This is a genomic window from Ornithinimicrobium sufpigmenti (genome assembly GCF_004322775.1).
Classification (GTDB): domain Bacteria; phylum Actinomycetota; class Actinomycetes; order Actinomycetales; family Dermatophilaceae; genus Ornithinicoccus; species Ornithinicoccus sufpigmenti.
The window spans coordinates 3,711,965-3,735,467 of record NZ_CP036403.1; the positions used below are offsets into that span (position 1 = coordinate 3,711,965).

Sequence of the window (23,503 nt, forward strand, 5' to 3'; positions counted from 1 at the left end):
CGCCTTCAGCCACCTACAGCGGGATCGATCCCCGACACCTATCGGCGGCCTTGCACGGCGCAACGGCGACCGCAACGATCAGCCCGCCGAGATATCCGCCCACTCGCGCAGCCAGGTCTCGCGCTCGGCCTCGATCTGCTGGGGGTGCACGACGATCGGGTCGTCGGCGACGGCGGCCCACTGCGCCCACAGGTCGGGCAGGACGACCTGGTCGTTGACCGGGTACATGTACATGGCGTCCGGGATCGCGGCCTGCACCGGCTCCGAGAGCAGCCAGTCGACGACTTGCCGTGCACCCTCGGGGTTGTCGGCGCCGGCGAGCACGCCGGCGTACTCCACCTGCCGGAAGCAGGTGTCCAGCAGCGCGCTGGTGGACGGCTGCCAGCCGCCCTCGGGGATGGTGGACGGAGGGCTGGAGGCGTAGGACAGCACGATCGGCCGGTCGCCCCCACCGCCGCCGGCGGTGAAGTCGACGGTGTAGGCGTCGGTCCAGCCGCTGGTGACCTTCGCGCCGTTGGCCATCAGCTCCTCCCAGTAGGTCTGCCACTCGCCGGGCCCGAACTCGCCGATGGTGGCGAGCAGGAAGGACATCCCTGGGCTGGAGGTGGTGGCGCCGGGGGTGACGAAGAGGTTCTCGTACTCCGGCTCGACCAGGTCGGCCAGGGTCTGCGGCGGGGCGATGCCTTGGTTGGCGAACCACACGTTGTCGATGTTCACGCAGACGTCGCCGTAGTCGACCGGTGTCAGGTATGCCGCGCTCGGCCCCTCCAGGTCGTGCTCGGCCACCGCCTCGGGCAGGCCCTCGGGCGTGTAGCCCTCCAGCGCGTCGGACTCGATGACGCGGGCGGCGAAGGTGTTGTCGATGCCGAAGACGACATCGGCCACGGGGCTGCCGGCGGTGAGCACCACCTGGTTGGCCATGGCCCCCGCGTCGCCCGCGCTCTGGATCTGCAGGTCGAGACCGGTCTCGGCCTCGAAGGCGGCGACCAGCTCGTCGGGCAGGTAGAACGAGTCGTGGGCGATGAGCGTCACCGTGCCGGGGCCGTTCGGGGTCCCCTCCTCCGTCGCGGCGTCGGTGGACGTCCCGTCATCGGCAGAAGCCTCACCCGTGTCGACCGGCGGCGGCGCGGGCGCGGGCGCGGTGGTGGGCTCCGCGGCCTCGTCCTCACCCCCTGCAACGGTGCAGGCCGAGGTGGTGGTCAGGGTCAGGGCGGCCACAAGGGCCAGGGCACGGGTATGCCGCATGCGTCTCTCTCCTTCGACTTCCTTCGCCGGTGCTAGCCGGGGCAGGTTCAAGGGTCTGCGGCCTGCTGCCGCACTCTCAGCGCCGGTGGCGCTCCCCTGTCGGTTCCGTCCGACGACACTAACACCCCTGTGGCAGGATCAGGACCCATGAACATCACGGCCAAAGTCGTCACCGCCGGAGCAGCCCTCCTCGCCAGCATGGTCGCCAAGAAGGCCACCGACGGCACGTGGTCGTTCGTCACCGGCAAGGACGTGCCGGAGAACCCGGACGACCCAGAGATCGACATCAAGGAAGCGGTCATCTTCGCCGTCCTGTCTGGCGCCCTCGTGGCGCTGGCCCGCATGCTGGCCAACCGTCAGGCCACCAAGGTGTTGTCCAAGAGCCAGGGCAAGAGCCGCGCGCAGGTGGCTGACGAAGCCTGAGCGTCAGTGGCGGGATCCATCCCAACTGTGTCCTGTGACGGAAGTCTGAGAAGATTTACTACTGTCCCGTCACTGACACAGTTGTGAGGCTCGTGCATGGCATCGTCACGCCGACTCCCGGAGCCGCTGAAGCGTGTCCTTTGGATGGTTGGCGACGGCTTGGTCTGGGTTTGCGCCGTCCTGGTGACGACGTGGATGCGCTTCGAGTACAACCACGAGCGTGCATTCGTCGTCGATAGCTGGATCGTCGCGGGCACCGCTGGGGGGATTCAGATTCTCGTCGGCATGGTGCTGGGGCCCTACCTGGTCAAGCACGCCCGGGGGTCGTTCGAGGAGGTCCTCGCCCTCGTCCGGGCTGCGGCGATCACGGCCGTCAGCCTCGCGGTGTGGACGCTCTGGCTCCAGCCCTACGTCGTGCCCCGTTCGGTGCCCGCCTCAGCCGGCATCATCGCGCTGATGATCATGCTCGCCCTGCGGTTCGTCGTGCGCTCCTACCGGGCTCGCAAGGCCGTGCGCCGCAATGTGGAGAACAACGTCATCATCTACGGCGCCGGGGTGCTGGGGCGCCGCCTCGTCTCCAACATGGTGGCAGACGTCGAGTCGGACTTCCGCCCGGTCGCCCTCATCGACGACGACCGCAGCAAGCGGAAGCTGAAGATCGACGGTGTGCGGGTGCGTGGTGGCCGTGAGCAGATCACCCGGATCGCCCAGCGCTACGAGGCCACCCACCTGGTCGTGGCGATCCCCCAGGCGAGCGCCGAGCTCATGCGCGAGATCAACGAGCTGGCGGAGGAGAACGACCTGGTCGTCAAGGTGCTGCCGACCGTGGACCGGTTGCTGCACGCCGACCCCCAGGTCTCGGATCTTCGGGACATCGACCTGGAGGACCTGCTGGGCCGCCGGGCAACGCAGCTGGACCAGATCGCCATCGCGGAACAGATCACCGGCAAGGTGGTCCTCGTGACCGGGGCCGGTGGGTCGATCGGTTCGGAGCTGTGCCGCCAGATCCACCGCTTCCGGCCCGCCCGGCTGGTGATGCTGGACCGGGACGAGTCGGGACTGCACGGCACCGAGCTATCGATCAAGGGCCGCAGCCTGATGACCGACGGTGACCTGGTGCTGGCAGACATCACCGATGTGGATCAGCTAGACGAGGTCTTCACGCTGCACCGTCCCGACGTCGTGTTCCACGCCGCCGCACTGAAGCACCTACCCCTTCTGGAGACCCACCCCCGGCAGGCCTGGCAGGTCAACGTGCTGGGCACCCTCAACGTGCTGCGGGCCGCCGCCCGCAGCGGCGTCGGCACCTTCGTCAACATCAGCAGCGACAAGGCCGCCCGGCCGGTGGCGGTGCTGGGCTACACCAAACGCCTGGCAGAGCGCCTCACCGCATACTTCGCCTTCACCCAGCCGGGGCGCTACGTCTCGGTGCGGTTCGGCAACGTGCTCGGTTCCCGCGGGTCGGTGGTGCCGACCTTCACCGAGCAGATCCGCCGCGGGGGTCCGGTGACCCTGACCCACGAGGACGTCGAGCGCTACTTTATGCTCATCCCCGAGGCGTGCGAGCTGGTCATGCAGGCCTCGGCAATGGGTTCCGACGGCGACGTACTCGTGCTGGACATGGGCTCGCCGGTGCGGATCGAGGAGCTCGCCCGCACCCTGATCCGCCTCTCGGGCCGCACCGACATCCGGATCGAGCGCACCGGCCTGAGGCGGGCCGAGAAGCTCACCGAGGACCTCTTCGGTATGGACGACCCGCGACCCACCGACCACGAGCTGGTCCGCTCGGTGCAGGTGCCACCCCTCGCCCCGCAAGTGCTCCCGACCGCGTTCGCCGACGCCCGCGAGCTCGTGGGTTGGATGCGTGCCCGTGCCGACGAGGTGGTGGGGATCGCCCCGCACCGGGAGCAGCAGCCCATCTTCGGCCGTAAGCGCAGGGACGGCGGCGAAAGCACGCTCACCGGAGCATGATCGACCTGGCTCAGGTGCTCCTGCTGGGGGTGGGCGCCCTGCTGCTGACCACTGTGCTCGCACCCCTCACGATGACGCTGCTGCACCGCTGGCAGGTGATCGACCATCCCAGCCATCGCTCCTCACACGTGCAGCCCACTTTGCGCGGCGGAGGTCTGGCCGTTCTGGGGGGCGTTCTGGGATGCAGCACAGCGGCCCACTCCCTTGGTGCCGAAATGCCGTTGGTCGCCCTCGTCGGCGTGCTCGCGCTGACCATGCTGGGGCTGGCCGCCGACACCACCGACATCGGGCCCTTGGTCCGGTTCGTAGCGCAGGCTTTTGCCGGCGCGGCTCTAGGGTCGCTCATCGGTGACTACCGGACTGCCCTGCTCGGCGCGATCGCAATGCCAGTGCTGGTCAACGCGGTCAACTTCATGGACGGCATCAACGGCATCACCGCCCTGACGATGAGCGCCTGGGCCGTCATCGTCCTCTTTGCAGGCAGCACCAGCGCCGCGGTCATCCTGGCGGCGCTCACCCTTGGCGGCGCTCTCGGGTTTCTTCCCTGGAACCTGCCACGTGCCCGGATGTTTTTGGGTGACAGCGGCAGCTACCTCTTCGGTGGGTTTGTGACGCTCGCCCTGATGCACGAGCAGGCCGGGGGCGGCTATCCGCTCGTGGTCATTGCGGCCATGGTCCCGTATCTCTTCGACACCGGTCTGACGCTGGTTCGGCGGGCGGCGCGAGGCGAACGCCTCACCGAGGCCCATCGGGAGCATTTCTATCAGAGGCTCTCGCGCCGTCCTGGCTGGGGACATATCCCAGTTGCCGCGCTGTTCGCCGTGCTGGCTCTGTCGGTGGGTGCGTCCGCCGCGTTCCTCGTCGGGCAGAATGGTGTGTTGTGAAGGGTTCCCGGGCGAAGACGACAGGGCTTGGCCTGGTGCTCATCGTCGCCAACGTGCTGCTGGTGACGGTCGTCGCGATCGGCATCTCCGAGCGGGGTTTCTCCGGGTGGTGGGACACCCTGCGCGGCGAGTGGGAGGACCCGCTCGACTCTCTGCAGGTTGACGACCCGTTCGCCGTGGAGGAGCCCGCTGACGACCCGGTCGTGACGACGGCACCCGCACCGACCGTTCCACCGGACGACGCCGGCGTCACCACGGCGCCCCCGACCCAGGAGCCGACCGAGGACCCGGATCCCCCGACGGTCATGGAGCGCTACGAGGACGGTGAGGACCTCACCGTCCTGGTCCTCGGGGACCAGACCGGCACCGACCCCAACGACTGGGTCGGCGCGTGGTCGCGCATGCTGGCCACCGACCGGCTCGTGGAGCTGCACTCCCCCACCGCCGCAGACCCCACCCAGTACAACCCGCCGGTCGAGCTGGGCGCGGGCGAGTCCCGCATCGCCCTCTACAACGCCAGCCTGGTCGGCGGGACCCCGGGCTACGCCGCCGAGCGCCTACCGCTCCTCGCCCCCGAGGAGCCGGATCTGGTGCTCCTCAACTTCGGCCGTTCAAGCAGCCCGGACGAGCTCACCGGCGAGCTGGACTCCCTGTGGGACTCCCTGGGCGAGCAGTTCCCCGACGCCGAGGCCTGGGTGGTCGTCGCTCCGCAGCGCACCGACGGCGTCGAGCCGACGGTGCAGACCACCCGTGAGTGGGCCGAGGACGCCGAGGCTCCGATCGTCGACGTTGCCCAGGTCTTCGATGACGAAGGCCTCACCTGGACCACCGTCTCCACCCGCGACCCGCTCAGCGTGAACATCTTCGGCGGCGAGCGCTGGGCCCAGGTCGTCCACGAGTCGGTCCTGGGCGACATCCCGCAGGCACCGGTGGCCCCGCAGGCCTCCCCTGAGCAGCCGACCGACGCGGCGCAGCCCGAACCGCAGCTGCCCCCGGTCGAGCCCGAGCTCCCTCCCGTGGACCCGGGCCCTCCGCCGTACCAGCCCCCCAACCCTCCGCCGTACGAACCTCCCCCGTACCAGCCACCGCCCTACCAACCGCCGCCGGCCCCTACGCCCACCCCCACGCCGGACCCGCCCGACCCCACTGATCCTGCCGATCCGACCGAGCCGACAGATCCGACCGAGCCGACCGAGCCCGAACCAACTGACCCCGAACCGACCGACGAAGCCCCGCCGTCGGCACGTCCGACGGAGCCCAGTGTGGGGCCGGGCACCACAAGGTCGCGCTGAGGCCGCATGCGCATCCTGCTGCTCACCCACCACTACGCCCCAGAGGTCGGCGCTCCGCAGCTGCGCTGGTCCGCGCTCGTGCGGGAGTTCCGCGCTCACGGCCACGAAGTGGACGTGCTGGCACCGCCGCCGCACTACCCCCTTGGCCAGCTGCTCCCCGGAGCACCGGCCGAGGTCACCAGGGTGGGCAGCGCCGCGCCGGGTGAGCACGGGGAAAGGGTGCACCGGGTGCTGTGGTGCCCCTCGTCCACGTCCACCCTGTCCACCCTGGTGGACCAGGTGCTCGCCGCGGGCCACAGCGTGCTGATCGCCTGGCGGCTGCGCCGACAGATCGCGCCTGACGTGGTGGTCGCCACTGCCCCGGCGCTGCCAAGCCTGGCAGCCGGCTGGGCAGTGGCGAGGCTGCTGGGGAGACCGCTGGTTCTGGAGATGCGCGATGCCTGGCCAGAGCTGGTCACGGACACCCTTCCGAGAGCCCCCTCACCACGGCAGAGGATCCGCGGGTATGCCGTGCAGCTGGCCGCAGCAGGGGTCAAGACGCTGCAGGCACGGGCGGACCTGGTAATCAGCACCACGGCACGCTTCGCCGAGGTGCTCCAGAGACGGGGCGTCCGGAGCGTCGCCGTCGTCCGCAACGCCTATCATCCTCTCCCCGGGCTCGAGGCGATCCGACCGGGTAGCCGGTCTGCCGCCGATGTCCTGCAGATCGTCTACGTGGGGACCGTGGGCCGCGCCCAGGACCTCGAGACCGCCGTCCGTGCCGTGGCGCGCGTCACCGCCGACGGGACCCGTGCCCGACTGCGCATCGTCGGCACCGGCGCCAGGATGGCGTCGGTGGTATCGGTGGCACGAGAACTCAGCGTCCCGGTCGAGTTCGTCGGGCCGGTCCCACGCGAGCAGGTCGCCGAGCACTATCGCTGGGCCGACACCCTGCTGGTCAGCCTGCGCAACTGGCCCGGGTTGGCCTGGGCCGTGCCCTCCAAGCTGTATGAGGCGCTGGCTCTGGGGATGCACGTGTCGGGCGTGGCCACGGGCGAGACCGAGGAGATCATCGCGGACACCGGGGCCGGCTTCACCGTCCCGCCGGGTGATGACCGAGCGCTGGCCGAGCAGTGGCGGCTCCTGGCGGAGCACCGGCACGAGCCGCACCGAGAAGGGATGCAGGCCTGGGCGCGAGAGCACGCGCACGAGGCCGGGACGGCGGCTGCATACCTCGAGAATCTGACGCAGGTGGTCGCCCGGCACGACGAGGCGCCACCGCGCGGGCTGCGGCTGCTGGCCCAGCAGGCCCGACACCTGACGACCGCCGGAGGGACCGTCGCATCGATGGCTCGCGACGACCTTGCCTGGCTGACGGTGCAGGCGGGGCGCCGGCTACCGACGGGAGTGCGCTCCCGGCTCGGGCGCTGGGCCACGCGCCGGCCCACGGGGGTGCTCGGGGTGTGGGGCGAGCTGCTGCTGGACCGCCCGGAGCAGGCGCGACAGCGGCTTGCGGGCCTGGGGACGCAGGGTGCCCTTGCCGGGACGCTGGCGGTGCACGCGGGGACAGCCCCGGCGGCGAGCGCGCCGGACGCCCATCGGGCCCGGTGGGCGTGGCTGGTCGGCGACCTCGACCAGGCCGACCGACTGGCCCGGCAAGGCAACCTCTCCCAGCGGCTGCGCGGCAAGGTCTTGGGCGACATCGAGGCACTGTCCGGTGGGCCGAGGCCACTGCCGGGTGCACGCCGCTCGTGGGAGCCCGGTCCCGAACCGCGAGTGCTGCATGTCCTGACCAACTCCCTGCCGCACACCAGGTCCGGCTACACCCTGCGCACCCACGCCATCCTGACCGCGCAGCGGGACGCCGGGATAGCGGTGACGGCGATGACCCGACCGGCTTACCCCGTCTCGATCGGGAAGGTCCTCGCTGGCAGCGTGGACGTCGTCGACGGCATCTCCTACCACCGGTGCGTGCCCCCAGCCCTGCCCCCTGGCGAGGCGCAACGGGTCGACGTCTGGGCCCAGCACCTGGTGAAGCTGGCGGAGCGGCACCGGGCCACGCACCTGCACTCGACGACGCACTACCCCAATGCCCTGGCCGCCCAGGCCGCCGCCCGGGCGCTCGGCCTGCCGTGGGTGCACGAGGTCCGCGGCCAGCTGGAGCGCACCTGGGCCTCGGGGCGGGCTCGCAACGGGGTCCCCGACCCGCTGCGCTCCCAGCGCTACCTGGCGTGGCGGGAGCGCGAGGCCGAGCTCGCCGCCCAGGCCGACCATGTCGTCACCCTGTCCGAGACCATGAAGGCCGACCTGGCCGCCCGTGGCGTCGACCCCGAGCGGATCACCGTGGTGGCCAACGGCATCGAGTCGGCCCTGCTCGAGCGCGACGTCGAACCTGCTGCTGCTCGGCGGGCCCTGGGGCTGCCCACGGAGGGCCTCTGGGTGGGCGCCGTGACCTCGGTCGTCCACTACGAGGGCATGGAGGACCTCGTGGACGCAGTGGCCATCGCTCGCGACCGCGGCCTCGACGTGCGAGCCGCCATCGTCGGTGACGGCCTGGCCTGGCCCGCCCTGCATCGCCGAGTCGCTGACCTCGGTCTCCACGACGTCGTCCACCTGCCCGGCCGGCTGCCCCGCCCCCAGGCCCTGGCCTGGCTGGACGCTCTCGACGTGGTCGCCATCCCCCGTCGAGACTTCGAGGTCACCCGCCTGGTGCCGCCGCTGAAGCTGGCTGAGTCCATGGGTGCGGGGAAGCCGATCATCGCCTCGGACCTGCCGGTGCTGGCCGAGGTCGTCTCCGAGGGGTGCGGAGTCCTCTCGCCGACGGAGGACCCCGGAGCGTTGGCTGACGCCCTCGTCCTGATGAGTGATCCGGAGCGGCGGACTCATGCAGCGAGCGGCGCCCGTGAGGCCGCCCGCGCACTGACCTGGGCCGCTCAAGCGCGCTCGTATGCCGAGGTGTATGACCGCACAGCCGTCGCCGAGGGCTCGGCGTCAGGTCGCCGGTAACACCTCCCTGGTCAGAAGGAGAGCGAGACCGTCCGACCGGCCTGCGCGGACTCCAGCCTGAGTTGGGTCACAAGTCGCTGATTCTTCGGGGCGCGGGGCTGTGACCTGCGGTGATGTAGTGGCTTGGTGCGTCGTTTAGGCACTAACCGGGGCCCTAGGATCGGGTGATGGCGTGGATTCGGCGGGTGCGGACGGCCTCGGGTGCGACCGCGGTGCAGATCGCCGAGTCCGTGGGCGGGCGGCGGCGCATCGTGCGGCACGTGGGGTCGGCGCACGATGAGACCGAGCTCGGGCTGCTGATGGATCGGGCGCGCAAGCTGCTCGAGGACGACGCCCAGGGGCAGCTGGACCTGGGACTGTCGCTGCCGGTGACCAGGGCGGCCATGGTGCCGGCCCCGACCCAGACGCTGTTCGACGAGCCAGCCACCGTCCCGGCACGGCGCCCGGTGGTGGCCGCGCCGCAGGTGCTGCGCACGTCTTCGGCGGTGCTGTATGACGCCCTGGCCGGGGTGTACACCGACCTGGGCCTCGACGCCCTGGAGGATGAGGTGTTCCGCGACCTGGTCATCGCCCGGGTGGTGGAGCCGACCAGCCTGCTGGACGTCGACCGGGTGCTGGCCGACCTGGGCCGGACCTCGGCGAGCCTGTCGACCCGCAAACGCACGCTGGGCCGTTGCCAGGACGGGCCTACCGTGACCAGATCGCCGAGCTCTGCTTCCAGCACGCCCGGGCCAGCGGAGACGTGTCGCTGTGTCTGTACGACGTGACCACGCTGCACTTCGAAGCCGCCGAGGAAGACGCCTTGCGCAAGGTCGGCTACTCCAAGGAGCGTCGGGTCGACCCATAGATCATCGTCGGCCTGCTGGTCGACCGACACGGCTTCCCTCTGGAGATCGGCTGCTGGGAGGGCAACAAGGCCGAGACCCACACCATCGTGCCGATCATCGAGGCGTTCGCCGCGCGGCACGGCATCACCGACCTGGTCGTTGTCGCGGATGCCGGGATGCTGTCCGCGGCCAACCTGAGAGCCCTGGACGAGGCCGGGCACACCTTCATCGTCGGGTCCAAGACCGCCAAGGCCCCGATCGACCTGATCTCTCACTTCCGCTGGCACGGGGATGCGTTCACCGATGGCCAGATCATCGACACCGTGACCCCCAAGGTCGGCAAGAACACCGACAACGACCCCGCCCTGCGTCGCGAGCCGGCCTGGGACCCCGAGCAGCACCCCAGCTCCTGGCGGGCGGTGTGGTCCTACTCGGCCAAGCGGTTCGCGAGGGACAACAAGACCCTCACCGCCCAGGAGAACCGAGCCCGCGCGGCCATCGAGGGCGACAAACCAGCCCGCACCCCCAGGTTCGTCAAGACCCAGAGCGACGGCCTGGTCCTGGACGAAGCGGCGCTGGCCAGAGCCCGCCGGCTGGCCGGGCTCAAGGGCTTCGTCACCAACATCCCGGCCACGGCCCTGCCCGCGGCCGAGGTGATCGACTCCTACCGAGACCTATGGCACGTGGAGCAAACGTTCCGGATGTCCAAGAGCGACCTGCGAGCCCGTCCCTTGTTCGCCCGACGACGCGACTCGATCGAGGCGCACCTGACCATCGTGTTCACCGCCCTGGCGATCGCTCGCACCGTCCAGGCCCGGACCGGACTGTCCCTGCGCCGATTCCTGCGCCAGATCCGCCCACTGCGCTCAGCCACCATCGAGGCCAACGGCGCCGTCCAGACCCTGCCACCAGCCCTCAGCTCCAGCGATCAAGCCGTCCTCAACGACCTCAAGAACGGCGCGACCTAGGCACTAAGCCTTTTGACCCAACTCAGGTCCAGCACCGCCTCCACCACCCGCACCGTGTGCAGGCCTTCACGCATCGTGACGATATCCGAGGGGTCACCGAGGACGGCGTTGCGGAAGGCGATGTGTTCGGTCCGCAGCGGCTCGGTGCGCTGCAGCGCGTACCGCACCGAATCCCCTTCGCTGACACCACGGAACGAAGCCATGGTCTCCCACACATTTGTGTCCGCCTTGCCGTTGGCGTGGAACGTGAGGTCCGTTCGTATGCCGAGGTGTATGACCGCACAGCCGTCGCCGAGGGCTCGGCGTCAGGTCGCCGGTAACACCTCCCTGGTCAGAAGGAGAGCGAGACCGTCCGACCGGCCTGCGCGGACTCCAGCACCGCCTCCACCACCCGCACCGTGTGCAGGCCTTCACGCATCGTGACGATATCCGAGGGGTCACCGAGGACGGCGTTGCGGAAGGCGATGTGTTCGGTCCGCAGCGGCTCGGTGCGCTGCAGCGCGTACCGCACCGAATCCCCTTCGCTGACACCACGGAACGAAGCCATGGTCTCCCACACATTTGTGTCCGCCTTGCCGTTGGCGTGGAACGTGAGGTCCGCCTTGATGGTGTCCCCCACCAGGGCCCCCTTCTCGCCGGTCACCACGGTGATCCGCTCCTTGAACGGCGAGAGCCAGTTCACCATGTGGTTGGTGATCGTGTCGTCCGCGAGACGCCCCGCGATGGACACCATGTCCTCGTCGTTCCGTCCCGAACGCCGCGTCGAGACCGCACCCACGGTCGCGTAGGGCGACTGCGCCACCCAGGTGGTCAGGTCAAGGTCGTGGGTGGCCAGGTCCTTCACCACACCCACGTCGTGGATGCGGTCCGGGAAGGCGCCCTGGCGCCGGGTGCTGATCTGGTAGATCTGGCCCAGCTGCCCATCGGCGATGCGCCGGCGCATCTCCTGGAGGGCCGGGTTGTACCGCTCGATATAGCCGACGGCACCCACCAGGCCCTTGTGCTCGAACACGCGGGCGATCTCCTCGGCCTCGCCGATGTCGAAGGCCAAGGGCTTCTCCACCAGGCAGTGGACGCCCGCGTCGGCGAACGTCAGTGCCACCTCGCGGTGGAACTGGGTGGGCACGGCCACGACCGCGTAGTCGATGCCGGCCTTGATGAGCGACTCGGCGTCCGGGAGCACGTCGAGGTCGGGGGCTGTGCCGTGCACGTCCCCACCAGGGTCGGCCACCGCCACCAGGTCGACCCCCTCGAGAGCCCTGAGGTTGCGGGCGTGGTGACGACCCATCATGCCCAGCCCGATCAGCCCGGCGCGCAGGTTCCGGGCCATGTCAGGCACCGCCCCTGGCGACCGCGTTCACGGCCTCGACGACACGGTCCCTGTCCTCGTCGCTGACGCTGGGATGCACGGGCAGCGAGAGCACCTCCCGGGCAAGCATCTCGGTCACCGGCAGCTCGATGTCCTCCTGATAGGTGGCCAGGCGGTGCACAGGGGTCGGGTAGTAGACCCCGAACCCCACCTGGTGCTCCTCGCGCAGCGCGGCCGCAAAACGGTCACGCTCAGCGGCGCTCGCCCCTTCGAGCCTGACCGTGTACTGGTGGTACACGTGCGTGGCTCGGTCACGCACCACGGGGACGACGACACCCTCAAGATGCGCGTCGTAGAAGCCGGCGAGCTCTTGCCTCCGAGCCGTCCAGCCAGGCAACTTCTGCAACTGGACCCGCCCGATGGCCGCGTGGATGTCGGTCATCCTGTTGTTCAGACCGACCACCTCGTTCGCGTACTGCTTCTCCATGCCCTGGTTGCGCAGCAGACGCACCGTCCGGGCGATCTCGGCGCTCCCGCAGGCCACCATGCCGCCCTCACCGGAGGTCATGTTCTTGGTGGGGTAGAGGGAGTACATGGCGGCGTCCCCGAAGGATCCGACCTGCCGACCGTCCCAGATGGCCCCGTGGGCCTGCGCCGCGTCTTCGAACACCCACAGGTCGTGCTCGGCGGCCACGGTGACGATGTCGTCGATCGGCGCCGGGTGGCCGTAGAGGTGCACGGGTTGGATCCCGACCGTCCGGTCGGTGATCGCCTCTCGCACGCACGCCGGGTCCAAGGTGAAGGTCTCCGGGTCCACGTCGACGAACACCGGGACCGCCCCCGTGATCGCGACCGAGTTCGCCGTCGCGGCAAAGGTGAACGACGGGACGATGACCTCGTCTCCCGGCTTCAGCCCGAGCGCCAGCATGCCAAGGTGCTGACCCGAGGTGCCGGAGTTGACCGCGACGCATTCGCGGCCACCGACCAGTGCGGCGGCGAACTCTTGCTCGAAGGCAGCCACCTCGGGGCCTTGGGCCACCATGCCCGAGGCGAGCACGCGCGTGACGGCGTCCTGCTCGTCCTGGCCGATGATCGGCTTGGCCGGGGGGATGAAGGTGCGTTCAGTGGGCACGCTGAGCGACTCCTGGTCGATGGGGGCGTCTTGTCTCATGAGCTCGCGTTGTCGGATGCAGCGACGGAGCCGTCGCCGAGGACCATCCGGGGGACTGCGGGCCAGTTCGTGGACGAGGTGATGTTGCGACCGTCGATTACCAGCTTTACACCGGGAACGTCCGCGCTGGTCAGTTCGGCATACTCAGGATGGTTCGTCTGGATGACCACGAGGTCAGCGGGCTGACCGACGGCGTAGGGCTCCCAGCCGAAGCCGGTCAGCTCCTCGTCGCTGTAGTAGGGGTCGTGCACGGCGACGGTGGCGCCGCGCCGGCGCAGCTCCTCGACGACCGCGAAGACGCCGGAGAAGGCGGTCTCCTTGACGCCGGTCCGGTAGGAAGCGCCGAGAACTGCCGCGCGCATCCCCGTCAGCTCCCCCAGCTGGTTGACGGCGCGCTCGATCAGGCGGGCCGGCATGGAGGCGTTGAGCTTGCGGGCGGTGCGCACCGTGTCCGCCTCGGGGTGCGTCGAGAGGTAGAGGCGGGGGTAGACGGGGATGCAGTGGCCGCCCACGGCGATGCCGGGCCGGTGGATGTGCGAGTAGGGCTGGGAGTTCGAGGCCTCGATCACCTTGTAGACGTCGATGCCGTGGTCCTGAGCGAAGAGGGCGAACTCGTTCGCCAGCCCGATGTTGACGTCCCGGTAGGTCGTCTCCGCCAACTTGGCCAGCTCGGAGGCCTCGGGCGACCCCAGGTCCCAGACCCCGTTGGGCCGCGGCAGGTCCGGACGCGGGTCGAAGGTCAGTGCGGACTCGTAGAACTCCCGCGCCCGCTCGGCCCCCGCCTCACTGATGGCGCCGATGAGCTTGGGGTACTTGCGCAGGTCCTCGAACACCCGGCCCGTCAGCACCCGCTCGGGGGAGAACACCGCGTAGAAATCGCGCGACTCCTGCAGACCCGAGATCTCCTCAATCATCGGCACGAAGCGCGACCGCAGCGTCCCGACCGGCAGCGTCGTCTCGTACGAGACCAACGTGCCCGGCGTGAGGTGTTCAGCGAGCGACCGGGTCGCGCTGTCCATCCAGGCGAAGTCGGGCTCCCAAGTCTCCTCGTCGACGAACAGCGGCACCACGATCACCACCGCGTCCGCCTGCGGGACGGCGTCGGCGTAGTCGGTCGTCGCGCGTAGCTTGCCGGCGGGCACCAGCTCGGCCAACTTGTCCTGTAAGCCCTCCTCGCCGGGGAAGGGCTCGAGTGCTTGATTTACTTGTTGTACCTGCCGCGAATCGATGTCGACCCCAATGACCTCATGCCCAGCAGATGCAAACTGCACGGCGAGCGGTAGGCCGATCTTACCCAAGCCGACGACTGCAGTAATCAAGGGTCAAACCTCCAGGATTGTGAAGACGCTGCACGAGTCAACAGATCGACCATACGGGACTCTGAGGAGACGCTACCTGACGCAAACCCCTCAGGTCACCCTAAGGATCGACAAACACCCTCTGCAAGGACCATCACGGCCTGATGAGAGGTGTCGAACTTTCCGGCGGCTCCGGAACGCAGGAGTAGTCTGAATCGAGGACACCTCGAGCCAGTCCTAGGTAAAAGCCATGCTTCACGTAAAACTCCTTGCCAGAAATTTGCAGGTCACCACAATCGCGCTCGAACTCTTCCTCTACCTGCTCATGAGCCTTGGCACCACCCATTGCACCGCGGCTCTCGGCGGCTTCTAATCCACGGGCTCCGGCTAGGAGCGCCTTATTCCCAGGATTGCGCATTAGACCATTCGTGAGAAAGGTCTTCATATTATCGCGGGTCTTTTCTTTGGTGTACTTCGGGTATGAGTATCTGTATTTTCCGTACAATTCACGTGCAGTCCAGATCGGATGGTGATACGTCAAAGCTTCGCTCTTCGGCGTGTATGAGCGGGATAGATTGGTTTCAGCTTCAATCCTGGCGCATAGGTCGAGATCTTGCTTGAAGACGTTTCGGAACCGGAAACGATCCTGCAGTACCCCCATATTGAACGCCCACAAGCCCCCAGAGCTTATGCCGTGGATGGCGTCATAGCCCCGAGCTATAGCCAAGTAGTGATCGTTCATGTCAAGTGTATCGAGCAACACGGAAATCGCTCGTCGTTCGAGCAGTACGTCGGAGGCAGTATGCACCAACACATCACAACCGTTCTCCCACGCTATATCCAGTGCCGCATTGAAAGAGTCTGTCATCGGACTCTTTCCAGCCACGACCCGGTGAATTGAGAACCGACCCTGACCTGCTTTCGAGATCGTTTGCATGGAGGCCGTGACAGTAGACTCGCCCATATGACTAACGACACAAGCAATTCTCACTTCTCACTCCCATCTAGTCTTGTCCCAGCGCTCTCAGCGGAGGATTGCGGCGACAAAGTGAGTGAATCGTACAAAGCCCTCAAGCGTCCCGCTAGAGCGCCATAGCCATGGACAGCAGACGCGTACTCGCGCGAGCGCTCTGATATCTCGCGGCGCTCGGCAGATGTCGCCGATATAAATTGCTCGATCCGAGCGGCAATGTGGCCAGGATCCCGATGGACCGTTAGAATCGGCCAGTCATCGACATTTATCCCCGCGTCAACCGCTCTGTGCGCAGCATCTTCACGAATGTGCACGAGCACGGGAATCCCTGCAGCTAACGCTTCGACTGCGGCGTTGCCGTACCAGCCGACGACATCGTCAACAGACAGCGGGCTGCTAATGCCCTCTCTTCCAGCTTGGTCGAAATACAGAGATGCTGCCTGGGTCCTCGCCATGGCGCTCGCATGACTGACGCCGCTGATGAAGTCGACTCCCCATTTCGACCAAGCGGCAGTCCCGCGCTGCTCTAAGAGAGAGACCGCTTCAAACAACAAGTCAGTCCCCTTCCTGATCGGCTTAACCGTCGAACTTGAGTGCGCCAGTATATTTGAGTCCGTCCAAGCGTAACCAACCATTTCCGTGTCGATGGCGTGTGGAAGAAGAACGCCCTTATACCAGTCGAAGTTCAGGTCAGGCGTCATAGCCGCCCTAGCATCGAAGGAAGAAACTGCAGCTCGCCAATCCTGATTATCTTTGTGGCTGCGCGCCCAACCCCCATACGTCGTGAAGACAGTGCGATGGTGAGAGCGGAACTCGCCAAAGAACAGGGAGTGCAGAAGCTCTGTATTGATTCCCTGCGCATTGTTAAACCATGAGTGCTCGTCCTTGAGGTGTAGTACGCTAGCAGTCTCCACTTGCTTGAGTAGCGAGCGCAGACGTGCTGGCGTGACCTCGGGAACGACCAAATCGTCTGGGTACCCAAAGGGGTGGGGATGAAAGGTGATGAGACGAACGGCGTAATCCGAGTGTCGGTTTACCGCCTCGGCTAACTTGTACATGGACCCCGAGAAGTCTTTAGGTGCGATCATAAGGACTCGTCTCGAGTGATCGGCTTGCGCCCACTTCGTCGCCCACGCAGAAATCCCAGGGGTGCACGATCCAAAATCGTACTCTGGCATGACCGCGGACAGATCTTGCCGTTGCTCTCTCGAGAGCTTCAAGACTCCCAAATTGACATAGTCGACGCCATCCGGATTCAATCTCCCACTAATCAACGCCCGGGCGAACTTTATGGAAGGGTCCTCCGAGCCTCGAGCGCTTGGCTCATCGAGCAACCGGCTAGCTAACTCCGGGCGTCCCGTCTTGAAATGGGCCGTCGCCAGATGGCCGAGCCAGGCGGCTCGAACCTCGGCCTTCGCCTCGGCGATCAACGGTTCACCCACAGCCACCGCCGCTACCCAGTCCCGGGCGGCTACACGCACCCCCAACAGTTGGCCACGCAACGCGTAAGCGTCAGAATGTGCCGCCAGCCCACGCTCGAGGACGCTGGCGGCAGACTCTAGGTCGCCCGACTGTGCATGGGCCGTAGCCAACTGCGCGTACCAGGAAGCCTTGGCATTCTCTCCTTCTTCAGAAACCAACAGGCTGCCCACTGCAACAGCCCCCGTCCAGTCCCGAGCGGCTACACGCAGCCCCAACAACTGACCGCGTAATGCCGGAGCGTCGGGATGCGTCGCTATCCCACGCTCGAGGACGCTAGCCGCCGTCTCAGTGTCCCCCGACTTCGCATAGGCCGTCGCTAACTGCGCGAACCAGGAAGGCTGGGAGGAGGATGCCTGCTCGGCGAGCAGTCGCTCGCCCACTGCCATCGCACCTGCCCAGTCTCGCGCAGCCACCCGTACTGCCAAGAGTCGACCGCGCAGCACGACGTCATCGGGGAACATCGTCAACCCGCGCTCCACGACACTTTCAGCCGACCTTAGGTCTCCAGACTTTACATACGCCGTCGCCAACTGTGCGTACAGGGACGCCTTCAACGTGGGCCCGCCTTCTGCCAGTAAGGGCATACCCACGCTAACCGCCCCATCCCAGTCTTGCGCTGCGACGCGGACTCCCAACAGGCGCCCACGCAAGACCGGTGAGTCGCGGTGCGCCTCCAAACCCCGCTGTATCACCTTTTCAGCCGACTCCAAGTCACCCGACTTCACGTAGGCAGTCGCCAGTTGCGCAAACCATGAAGTTTGTGGTGCTGACCCCCGCTCGTCGACCAGCGGTTGGCCGACCGCGATCGCGCCCGCCCAGTCTTGCGCTGCGACACGGACCCCCAGCAATCGTCCTCGCAGCACTGAAGAGTCGGGATGCAGGGCCAGCCCGCCCACGAGCACCCTTTCAGCTAACTCCAACTCTCCTGACTTCACGTAGGCTGACGCCTGCTGTGCGAACCCAGACGCCTTCGCGCTAGGAACCTCCTCCGCGCCCGGGCGGGCATTCACAGCCTCGGCCGTACTGATCTCCGCTTTATGCGATGCTAAAACCCGCTCATGTTCCTGATCAGTAATGTCGTAATCCGGTCTTGCGGTCGGAGCCTCCTCCTTGTGCAGTTCAATCGGGTGCTCAGAGGGCGCCGGTGTGCTCATGAACCGCCGCTTGACCGCCAATAACGCCGGCCCGAATCGCGATCTCCGGGCAGTCAACTTAAGGTGCCGCACTCGCGGCCGAATGTGATCCCGCAACGCCTTCATGCGCTCCATAACGATACCTCCATCTGGCATTTTCCCTTAACAATCGACGACCACGTGTAACATAATCGCTCGGCACAAGGGCGCGCTGACAGCGGCTGTTGACCGAGCAGTCTACGAGTCAGGACCGCTCGGAGTTCCTGCTGCGATGTGATTCGATCACGTCGCGCACATGCGCTTTCCAGTCTTTGTTGAAGGTCATGCCAAGGGACAAGATTTTCGAGTTATCAATATCGAAATCGATGATGTCTCCGGCCCGCCAATCGTGATGCTCGATCTCGGACGACGATCCAGTCTCGCCCCTCACGAAGTTGGCCAGTTCAGAGATGGACACCTGGATACTTGAAGCACAGTTGACATACTGCTTAGCCCAAGCAGGATCTGTCGCCGCTAGCAAGTTCGCACGCACTACGTCGTGCACGGACGTGAACGACCGTACTTGCTCTCCCGAGCCATAGATGTTAAGTGTCTCCCCGCTTAAGGCCCTTCGCACAAAGATCGGAACCACACCCCCAGTATCACTGTCGTTCTGCCGTGTGCCGATGACGTGATAATACCGTAATACGCTGAAGTCTACGTCATAGATTTCGCCGACAACACGGCAATACGACTCCCCCGCCAACTTACTCACGCCGTAGAAGGACGCCGGATTCTTCGGATGATCCTCATCCTGCGTTGCCTGCAACTGTCCAAACACGGACCCAGTGGAAGCGTGCACAAACTTGCGCACGCCAAAGCGATGGGCTGCCAGAAGCAAATTCAAGGTTCCGAGCGCATTGACATGTAGATCTCGCGCTGGGTCCGCCTGTGACACCGTGAATTTTGAAGCCGCTTGATTGAAAAGGACGTCAACGCCGGTTAAGTCAGCAGTTACGGCCCAGTCAGCCATATCCTCCCGCACGAATTCGAACTGCGGTTTACCAACTAGGTGGTCGATGTTGCGTGTCGAGCCGTCAGTGCCCGCCAGGTTGTCGACGCAGATGACAGAAGCTCCCCGAGCAAGAAGAGCGTCGCAGAGGTGTGATCCCACGAAGCCAGCCCCTCCGGTTACAACTGTCCGCGCGCCCTCCAAATTCAGATGTTCCGCGGTGTTCATTTTTGCGTCCCCGTCCTTTACTGGGTAGCGTGATCCCGTTCGGCCTATAGTCAAAGTGGCCTCGCTAAGGCTACCATGGCGCTGAGTAAGCTTTGAGGGGGCCCAAGCATCTCGCCATAGCGTTATGGGACAGCGGCGTTGCGCAGTTCATGGCGTGATCCTGGTTGGAGTCTAGGTATGGGCAGCGCCGCACTCTTTCCGAGGTCTGATGTACTTATGTCGCCCCGGCTGGAGCACCTCGTTGTGACCCACGGTACCTTCGCGCGACTGGGCCTGCCACTTGCAGCGACTGGACGGCCTTGCCCAGCAAGGTACTGATCGGCCTGGCGATCCCTACCGTACCGGCTCGCGTGCCGGGTCGCTGAAACGTTGATTTGTGTCGCTGCCGGGCGTCATCCTTCGCTATCTGTCGTGTCCAGATGGATACGATGAGTGTCCGTAAGTGAGTGGACACGCTCGACCAAGAGCTCGCGCTCGGTCTCCCAAGTGTTGCTTCGCCCGTAGGCGTGCGCATTCATTCGAAAGGCGTCGGAATGTGCTCCGTTCAGGAGCAACCCCACCGCCGACCCGAGAGCAACGGGGTCGTACGGGTCGTACACCTCACCGCAGCCAGAGGTCTCGACGATCTTGCGCAGCTCGGGCAGGTCGGAGGCGACGAACGGAACGCCCGCGCCGGTGTACTCGAACACCTTGTTGGGCAGGGCGTACCTGTTGTTCTTCGAGACCGGCTGGTAGGGGATGAGGCCTACCGAGGCTGCGGCGGTGTAGGCCGGCAGCTCGGCGGGCGGGACTGCTGGTAGCCAGTGGACTCGGTCGCGCACGCCCACTTCTTGGGCCAGGGCGACCAGGCCCTGCTTCTCCCGGCCGTCCCCGATGAAGACGAGGTGCGCGCCGTCCGGGAAATGGGCTGCGGCCCGGACGCAGACGTCGAGGCCTCGTCCGGCCATGAGGCCACCCTGGTAGAGCACGACGTGCGCCTCGGGTGCCAGGCCGAGCAGGCCTCGGACGTCGATGGGGTCGGCACGTACCGAGGCTGGGACTCGTGGGGCGCAGTTGCGCAGGACGACGCCGTCGACGCCATACCGCCTCTGATACTCATCCCGGATGGTCTGGTTCACGATGACGATCGCGTCGGCACGACGCATGTAGTGGCGCTCCACGGGCCACAGGAGCAGACGCTCGTGACGTTTCAGCGTGGTGCTCTCGAGGTAGAGCTCGTGACAGTCGTGCAGGTGGGGGCGGCCCAGCCTGCGAGCGGCGATGTTGGCTCCGACCAGCCCGGGGAGGTCGGAGCTGACGATGAGGTCGGGGTCGAGTGCGGCGATCTCGTCCGGGGACAGCCACCAGAACTCGACGAACCGGTTGACGGGGTGAAACTTCTTGAGGCCGTCACGGATGGCCAGGTCCCGCTTCTTGCGCAGCTCCCGGCCTCGTTTGATGGCCTTCTTCTTCAGGGACGGCCACCGTTCCTCCACCAGCCCACGCACGCGCCGACCGGGCGGCGACGTCCACCCGCGGTAGGCCAGCGCTGCCAACTGGTTGTTGGCCTGCATCCACTCGGGAGCAACCGGCACCGGGAGTCTGGCGCGAGCCCTCGCTTCCTCACGCTCACGGGCCCACTTCTCCTTGCGCAGGACGTTCTGGCGGCTCATCCACGCCTGGTAGCGCACCGCGGCTGAGCGTGCCTCGACGAAGCGGGTGTGCAGGCGCGGGCTCTCCAGGCCCTGGAAGAAGTCGTCCCGAGGCGGGGTGTTCACCACCGTCACCTCGGCACCCAGCTCGAGGAACGTCATGATGTTGCGCCGGATGCGGCCGCGCAGCATCGGCTTCATGGCCACGACGACGATGCGAAGGGGGCGCTCGCCGTTCTCCGCCTGGTCAGCCACGTCAGTGTTCACCCCGTCCGTGGCGACGCTCACGGGACACCCGTGTAGCCCAGACGCCGATAGGTCTCGAGGTAGATGCTGGCGTTGCGCTCCCACGATCGGTGGGTCCGAACCCACTCGGCCCCCTTCCGTGCCAGCTCCTCCCGCCGGCCGGGGTTCCTGATCAGCGTCGTCAGGACCTCGGCAAGGCTTGCGGCGTCTCCCGGCTCGAAGAGCTCTGCCGCTCCCGACTCCTGAGCGATCTCCCGCAGCGCGCGGACGTCGGAGAGGACGACCGCCCTGCCGGTGGAGAACGCCTCGAACGGCTTGAGGGGGGTCACCAGTTCCGTCACGGTGCTCTTCCTGCGCGGGACGACGAAGACGTCGATGAGGCCGTAGTACCGCAGTACCTCCTCATGCGGAACCCCACCTGTGAAGATCACGCCCTCGACGCCGTGGGCGTTCGCGTGCTCCCGCAGGTCCTGTGCGTGGTTCCCCGACCCCACAAGCAAAAGACGCAGCTCTGTTCGCGTCTTCGCCTGCACCAGCTTGAACGCGTCGATCAGCGTGTCGATGCCTTCATACTCGACCAACGAGGAGATGTACCCGACGACGAGCGCATCATCGGGGATCCCCAGGTCCTCGGCCAACCGCCGATCGCGTTCCTGACGCGGGAAGTCTGCCGACGTCACCGCGTTCGGGACGAGAGACACCTTCTCGTCCGCCAACTTGCCAGCCGCAGCCTCGACGATGCGTCCCTTCATCACCGAAGACAGCGTGAAGACATGGGCAGGGAGCAGGCGTGCTCGCTCTTCCGCGCGCTTACGCAGCGAGTATGCCGCCGGCAGATCCTCCCCTCGGTCCCACCGCCAGCCGCGACCTCCGACGCGGCCCGCGGTCCGCGACAGCCACGACTCCTCCCAGAACCCCCGCACCTCATACACCACCGGGATGTCGTAAGCACTCCCCACCGCATGAGCCGCATACACGTTCAGGAAGTCGCTGTGCGCGTGGATGATGCTGGGGCGCAGTTCTTGCACGAGCTGGCCCAGCTGCTCCATGTTGGACCGCATCCAGGTGCGTAGCCCGCTGTGTTTGCGGCTGGGTCCGGCCAGGACGGTGTAGTCGACGCCTTGGTGCGTGTAGCGCTGCATCTCATCGCCGTCGCCGCTGCCGCTCTGGCCGACGACGACAGCCGCGATACCGCGACGCATCTGCGCTCGGACCGTGTACTGCGTGCGCAGCGTGTACCCCGTCTGGGTGAACGGCAGCACGTTGCCCACGACGTGGAGCACAGGACCGTCCTGCTGGCGGGCGGACGATGCCGCAGCCGGGAGCGTGGGAGGGGCCGAGCTGAAGACCGCAAGCTCCTGGCGCACCCGTTGGGCGGTGGTCTTGTCCCCCGACTTGCCTGACTTCGAGGCGATGATGTCCACCGTCTTCGACGCCATGTCCCAGTGGCCGCTGGCGCGGAAGGAGCGGTAGAGGTGCCGCAGCGTTGTCAGGCTCTGCCTGGGTAGGAGGTCGAAGGCCTCGATGACGGGGATGGCAGAGACGGCCTCGTCGCGAGCCAGGGAGTCCTCCAGGACCAGCTGGGCGTCCGGCGCACTGAGCACCTGTGTGAGATCAGACCCCATAGCCGTCGCCGAGCCGGCGAGGACGGGAAGCGACCGACGAGACCGTGAGGTGAGGATCTGCGTCCGCTTCCTCAGACTGTCGATGGCCTCGGCGGAGCCGCTCTCCTGGGTGACGCGGGCCTCCTGGCGCACCTTCTGGACAGCCGCCTCAAGCCCGGTCTGGACTTCTTCCACCTTCGCTAGCTGGCTGCTCAGCGCGCTGAGGACCCCTGTTTCGACACCATCCAGCTTTTCGCCGATCCGGGTCAGTTCCTGCAGCGCACCGTCGACTCTCAGGTCCTGCTCGCTCGCTCGCGCGTCCAGTTGAGCTTGGCGCGCGTCGACCTCTTGCACCCGCTCCCCCAGTGCCTGCAGGAGGCCCACATCCACGGTGCTGACCCGGGTCTCGAGCGCCGCGACCTGCTGGCGGACGTCATCGAGACCCTCGACCCGTGCCACCAGCTCCGCCATCCCCATACGGACCCGCTCGGTCTCGGCGCGGGCATCCTCAGCTCTGCGATGAGCATTGGAGATGCGGGTGGACAGGCCGTTGATCCGTGTGCGCTGCCAAGTCACGAGGCGGAGCCCAAGAAGGGCCCCGAGCACGACTGCCACGCCGGCCAAGCCTGCGGCACCCGCGGCCCAGAGCCACTCGCCGGTTGCGATGGCCCCCGTGACCAGAACGAGAGCAGCCAGGGCGCAGATGGCCAACGCCGTGAGCATCAGGGACCATCCGAGTGTTGGACGACGCAAAGTATGCCTTCCTTGGGTTGCCCGCTACCGGGTCGCGCCAGACTATCCGGCGGAGAGTCCGGTTCGGCGTGTGCATGTCTATCAGGGAT

General features: G+C 66.7%; 15 protein-coding genes, 1 pseudogene and 1 riboswitch. Of the genes and pseudogenes, 6 read left to right on the forward strand and 10 right to left on the reverse strand.

All coding sequences use genetic code 11. The annotated features are described in order from the left end of the window. Positions 1-78 precede the first annotated feature (78 nt). Positions 79-1,245 (reverse strand): thiamine ABC transporter substrate-binding protein, encoded by a 1,167-nt coding sequence (locus ESZ52_RS17120; RefSeq protein ID WP_131105985.1) that lies wholly within the window; start codon positions 1,243-1,245, stop codon positions 79-81. Position 1,246: 1 nt separating this feature from the next. Continuing rightward, a riboswitch (TPP riboswitch) is annotated at positions 1,247-1,353 on the reverse strand. A 39-nt stretch (positions 1,354-1,392) separates the two neighbouring features. Here ESZ52_RS17120 and ESZ52_RS17125 point away from each other — a divergent pair. The 6 genes and pseudogenes from ESZ52_RS17125 (at position 1,393) to ESZ52_RS17150 (ending at position 10,595) form a co-directional block, all read left to right on the forward strand. Next, entirely contained in the window at positions 1,393-1,668 is a 276-nt protein-coding gene (locus ESZ52_RS17125; RefSeq protein WP_131105986.1) for a DUF4235 domain-containing protein, read from the forward strand. Between the two features lie 144 nt (positions 1,669-1,812). After that, positions 1,813-3,639, forward strand: a complete 1,827-nt coding sequence (locus ESZ52_RS17130; protein ID WP_238154704.1) for a nucleoside-diphosphate sugar epimerase/dehydratase — start codon at positions 1,813-1,815, stop codon at positions 3,637-3,639. Continuing rightward, positions 3,636-4,523, forward strand: a complete 888-nt coding sequence (locus ESZ52_RS17135) for an MraY family glycosyltransferase (RefSeq protein ID WP_131105987.1) — start codon at positions 3,636-3,638, stop codon at positions 4,521-4,523. Before ESZ52_RS17130 ends, ESZ52_RS17135 begins: the two co-directional genes overlap by 4 nt. Next, positions 4,520-5,815, forward strand: coding sequence for an SGNH/GDSL hydrolase family protein (locus tag ESZ52_RS17140; protein ID WP_131105988.1), 1,296 nt, complete (start codon positions 4,520-4,522; stop codon positions 5,813-5,815). The genes ESZ52_RS17135 and ESZ52_RS17140 overlap by 4 nt, the downstream gene beginning before the upstream one ends. A gap of 6 nt (positions 5,816-5,821) precedes the next feature. Continuing rightward, positions 5,822-8,800 (forward strand): glycosyltransferase, encoded by a 2,979-nt coding sequence (locus ESZ52_RS17145; RefSeq protein WP_131105989.1) that lies wholly within the window; start codon positions 5,822-5,824, stop codon positions 8,798-8,800. A gap of 167 nt (positions 8,801-8,967) precedes the next feature. Beyond that, a pseudogene (locus ESZ52_RS17150) lies at positions 8,968-10,595 on the forward strand (IS1634 family transposase). Here the strand turns inward: ESZ52_RS17150 and ESZ52_RS17155 are convergent. From ESZ52_RS17155 to ESZ52_RS17195, 9 genes are all read right to left on the reverse strand, one after another. Beyond that, positions 10,592-10,798: a hypothetical protein gene (locus ESZ52_RS17155; protein WP_425600025.1), complete on the reverse strand. Its 207-nt coding sequence runs from the start codon at positions 10,796-10,798 to the stop codon at positions 10,592-10,594. The pseudogene ESZ52_RS17150 and the gene ESZ52_RS17155 sit on opposite strands and share 4 nt — an antisense overlap. Before the next feature lie 128 nt (positions 10,799-10,926). Further along, positions 10,927-11,925, reverse strand: a complete 999-nt coding sequence (locus ESZ52_RS17160; RefSeq protein ID WP_131105990.1) for a Gfo/Idh/MocA family protein — start codon at positions 11,923-11,925, stop codon at positions 10,927-10,929. 1 nt (position 11,926) lies between these two features. Continuing rightward, entirely contained in the window at positions 11,927-13,075 is a 1,149-nt protein-coding gene (locus ESZ52_RS17165) for a DegT/DnrJ/EryC1/StrS family aminotransferase (protein ID WP_131105991.1), read from the reverse strand. After that, positions 13,072-14,394, reverse strand: a complete 1,323-nt coding sequence (locus tag ESZ52_RS17170) for a nucleotide sugar dehydrogenase (RefSeq protein ID WP_131105992.1) — start codon at positions 14,392-14,394, stop codon at positions 13,072-13,074. The genes ESZ52_RS17165 and ESZ52_RS17170 overlap by 4 nt, the downstream gene beginning before the upstream one ends. A 133-nt stretch (positions 14,395-14,527) precedes the next feature. Continuing rightward, positions 14,528-15,310: a hypothetical protein gene (locus ESZ52_RS17175; protein ID WP_131105993.1), complete on the reverse strand. Its 783-nt coding sequence runs from the start codon at positions 15,308-15,310 to the stop codon at positions 14,528-14,530. 50 nt (positions 15,311-15,360) lie between these two features. Further along, positions 15,361-17,982, reverse strand: coding sequence for a tetratricopeptide repeat protein (locus ESZ52_RS17180; protein WP_181009830.1), 2,622 nt, complete (start codon positions 17,980-17,982; stop codon positions 15,361-15,363). Between the two features lie 223 nt (positions 17,983-18,205). Next, the gene (locus ESZ52_RS17185) at positions 18,206-19,180 is read right to left on the reverse strand and encodes an NAD-dependent epimerase/dehydratase family protein (RefSeq protein ID WP_131105995.1); all 975 of its coding nucleotides are present in this window, start codon (positions 19,178-19,180) and stop codon (positions 18,206-18,208) included. Positions 19,181-19,572: 392 nt separating this feature from the next. Then, positions 19,573-21,099, reverse strand: coding sequence for a glycosyltransferase (locus tag ESZ52_RS17190; RefSeq protein ID WP_131105996.1), 1,527 nt, complete (start codon positions 21,097-21,099; stop codon positions 19,573-19,575). Beyond that, positions 21,096-23,384, reverse strand: coding sequence for a glycosyltransferase (locus tag ESZ52_RS17195; protein ID WP_186364088.1), 2,289 nt, complete (start codon positions 23,382-23,384; stop codon positions 21,096-21,098). Before ESZ52_RS17195 ends, ESZ52_RS17190 begins: the two co-directional genes overlap by 4 nt. Positions 23,385-23,503 lie beyond the last annotated feature (119 nt).

Bases quoted from the DNA above. Each gene is read 5' to 3' on its own strand.
- ESZ52_RS17120 (WP_131105985.1), bottom strand. From the start codon at position 1,245: ATGCGGCATACCCGTGCCCTGGCCCTTGTGGCCGCCCTGACCCTGACC.
- ESZ52_RS17125 (WP_131105986.1), top strand. From the start codon at position 1,393: ATGAACATCACGGCCAAAGTCGTCACCGCCGGAGCAGCCCTCCTCGCC.
- ESZ52_RS17130 (WP_238154704.1), top strand. From the start codon at position 1,813: ATGGTTGGCGACGGCTTGGTCTGGGTTTGCGCCGTCCTGGTGACGACG.
- ESZ52_RS17135 (WP_131105987.1), top strand. From the start codon at position 3,636: ATGATCGACCTGGCTCAGGTGCTCCTGCTGGGGGTGGGCGCCCTGCTG.
- ESZ52_RS17145 (WP_131105989.1), top strand. From the start codon at position 5,822: ATGCGCATCCTGCTGCTCACCCACCACTACGCCCCAGAGGTCGGCGCT.
- ESZ52_RS17155 (WP_425600025.1), bottom strand. From the start codon at position 10,798: ATGGCTTCGTTCCGTGGTGTCAGCGAAGGGGATTCGGTGCGGTACGCG.
- ESZ52_RS17160 (WP_131105990.1), bottom strand. From the start codon at position 11,925: ATGGCCCGGAACCTGCGCGCCGGGCTGATCGGGCTGGGCATGATGGGT.
- ESZ52_RS17165 (WP_131105991.1), bottom strand. From the start codon at position 13,075: ATGAGACAAGACGCCCCCATCGACCAGGAGTCGCTCAGCGTGCCCACT.
- ESZ52_RS17175 (WP_131105993.1), bottom strand. From the start codon at position 15,310: ATGCAAACGATCTCGAAAGCAGGTCAGGGTCGGTTCTCAATTCACCGG.
- ESZ52_RS17180 (WP_181009830.1), bottom strand. From the start codon at position 17,982: ATGAGCACACCGGCGCCCTCTGAGCACCCGATTGAACTGCACAAGGAG.
- ESZ52_RS17185 (WP_131105995.1), bottom strand. From the start codon at position 19,180: ATGAACACCGCGGAACATCTGAATTTGGAGGGCGCGCGGACAGTTGTA.
- ESZ52_RS17195 (WP_186364088.1), bottom strand. From the start codon at position 23,384: ATGCTCACGGCGTTGGCCATCTGCGCCCTGGCTGCTCTCGTTCTGGTC.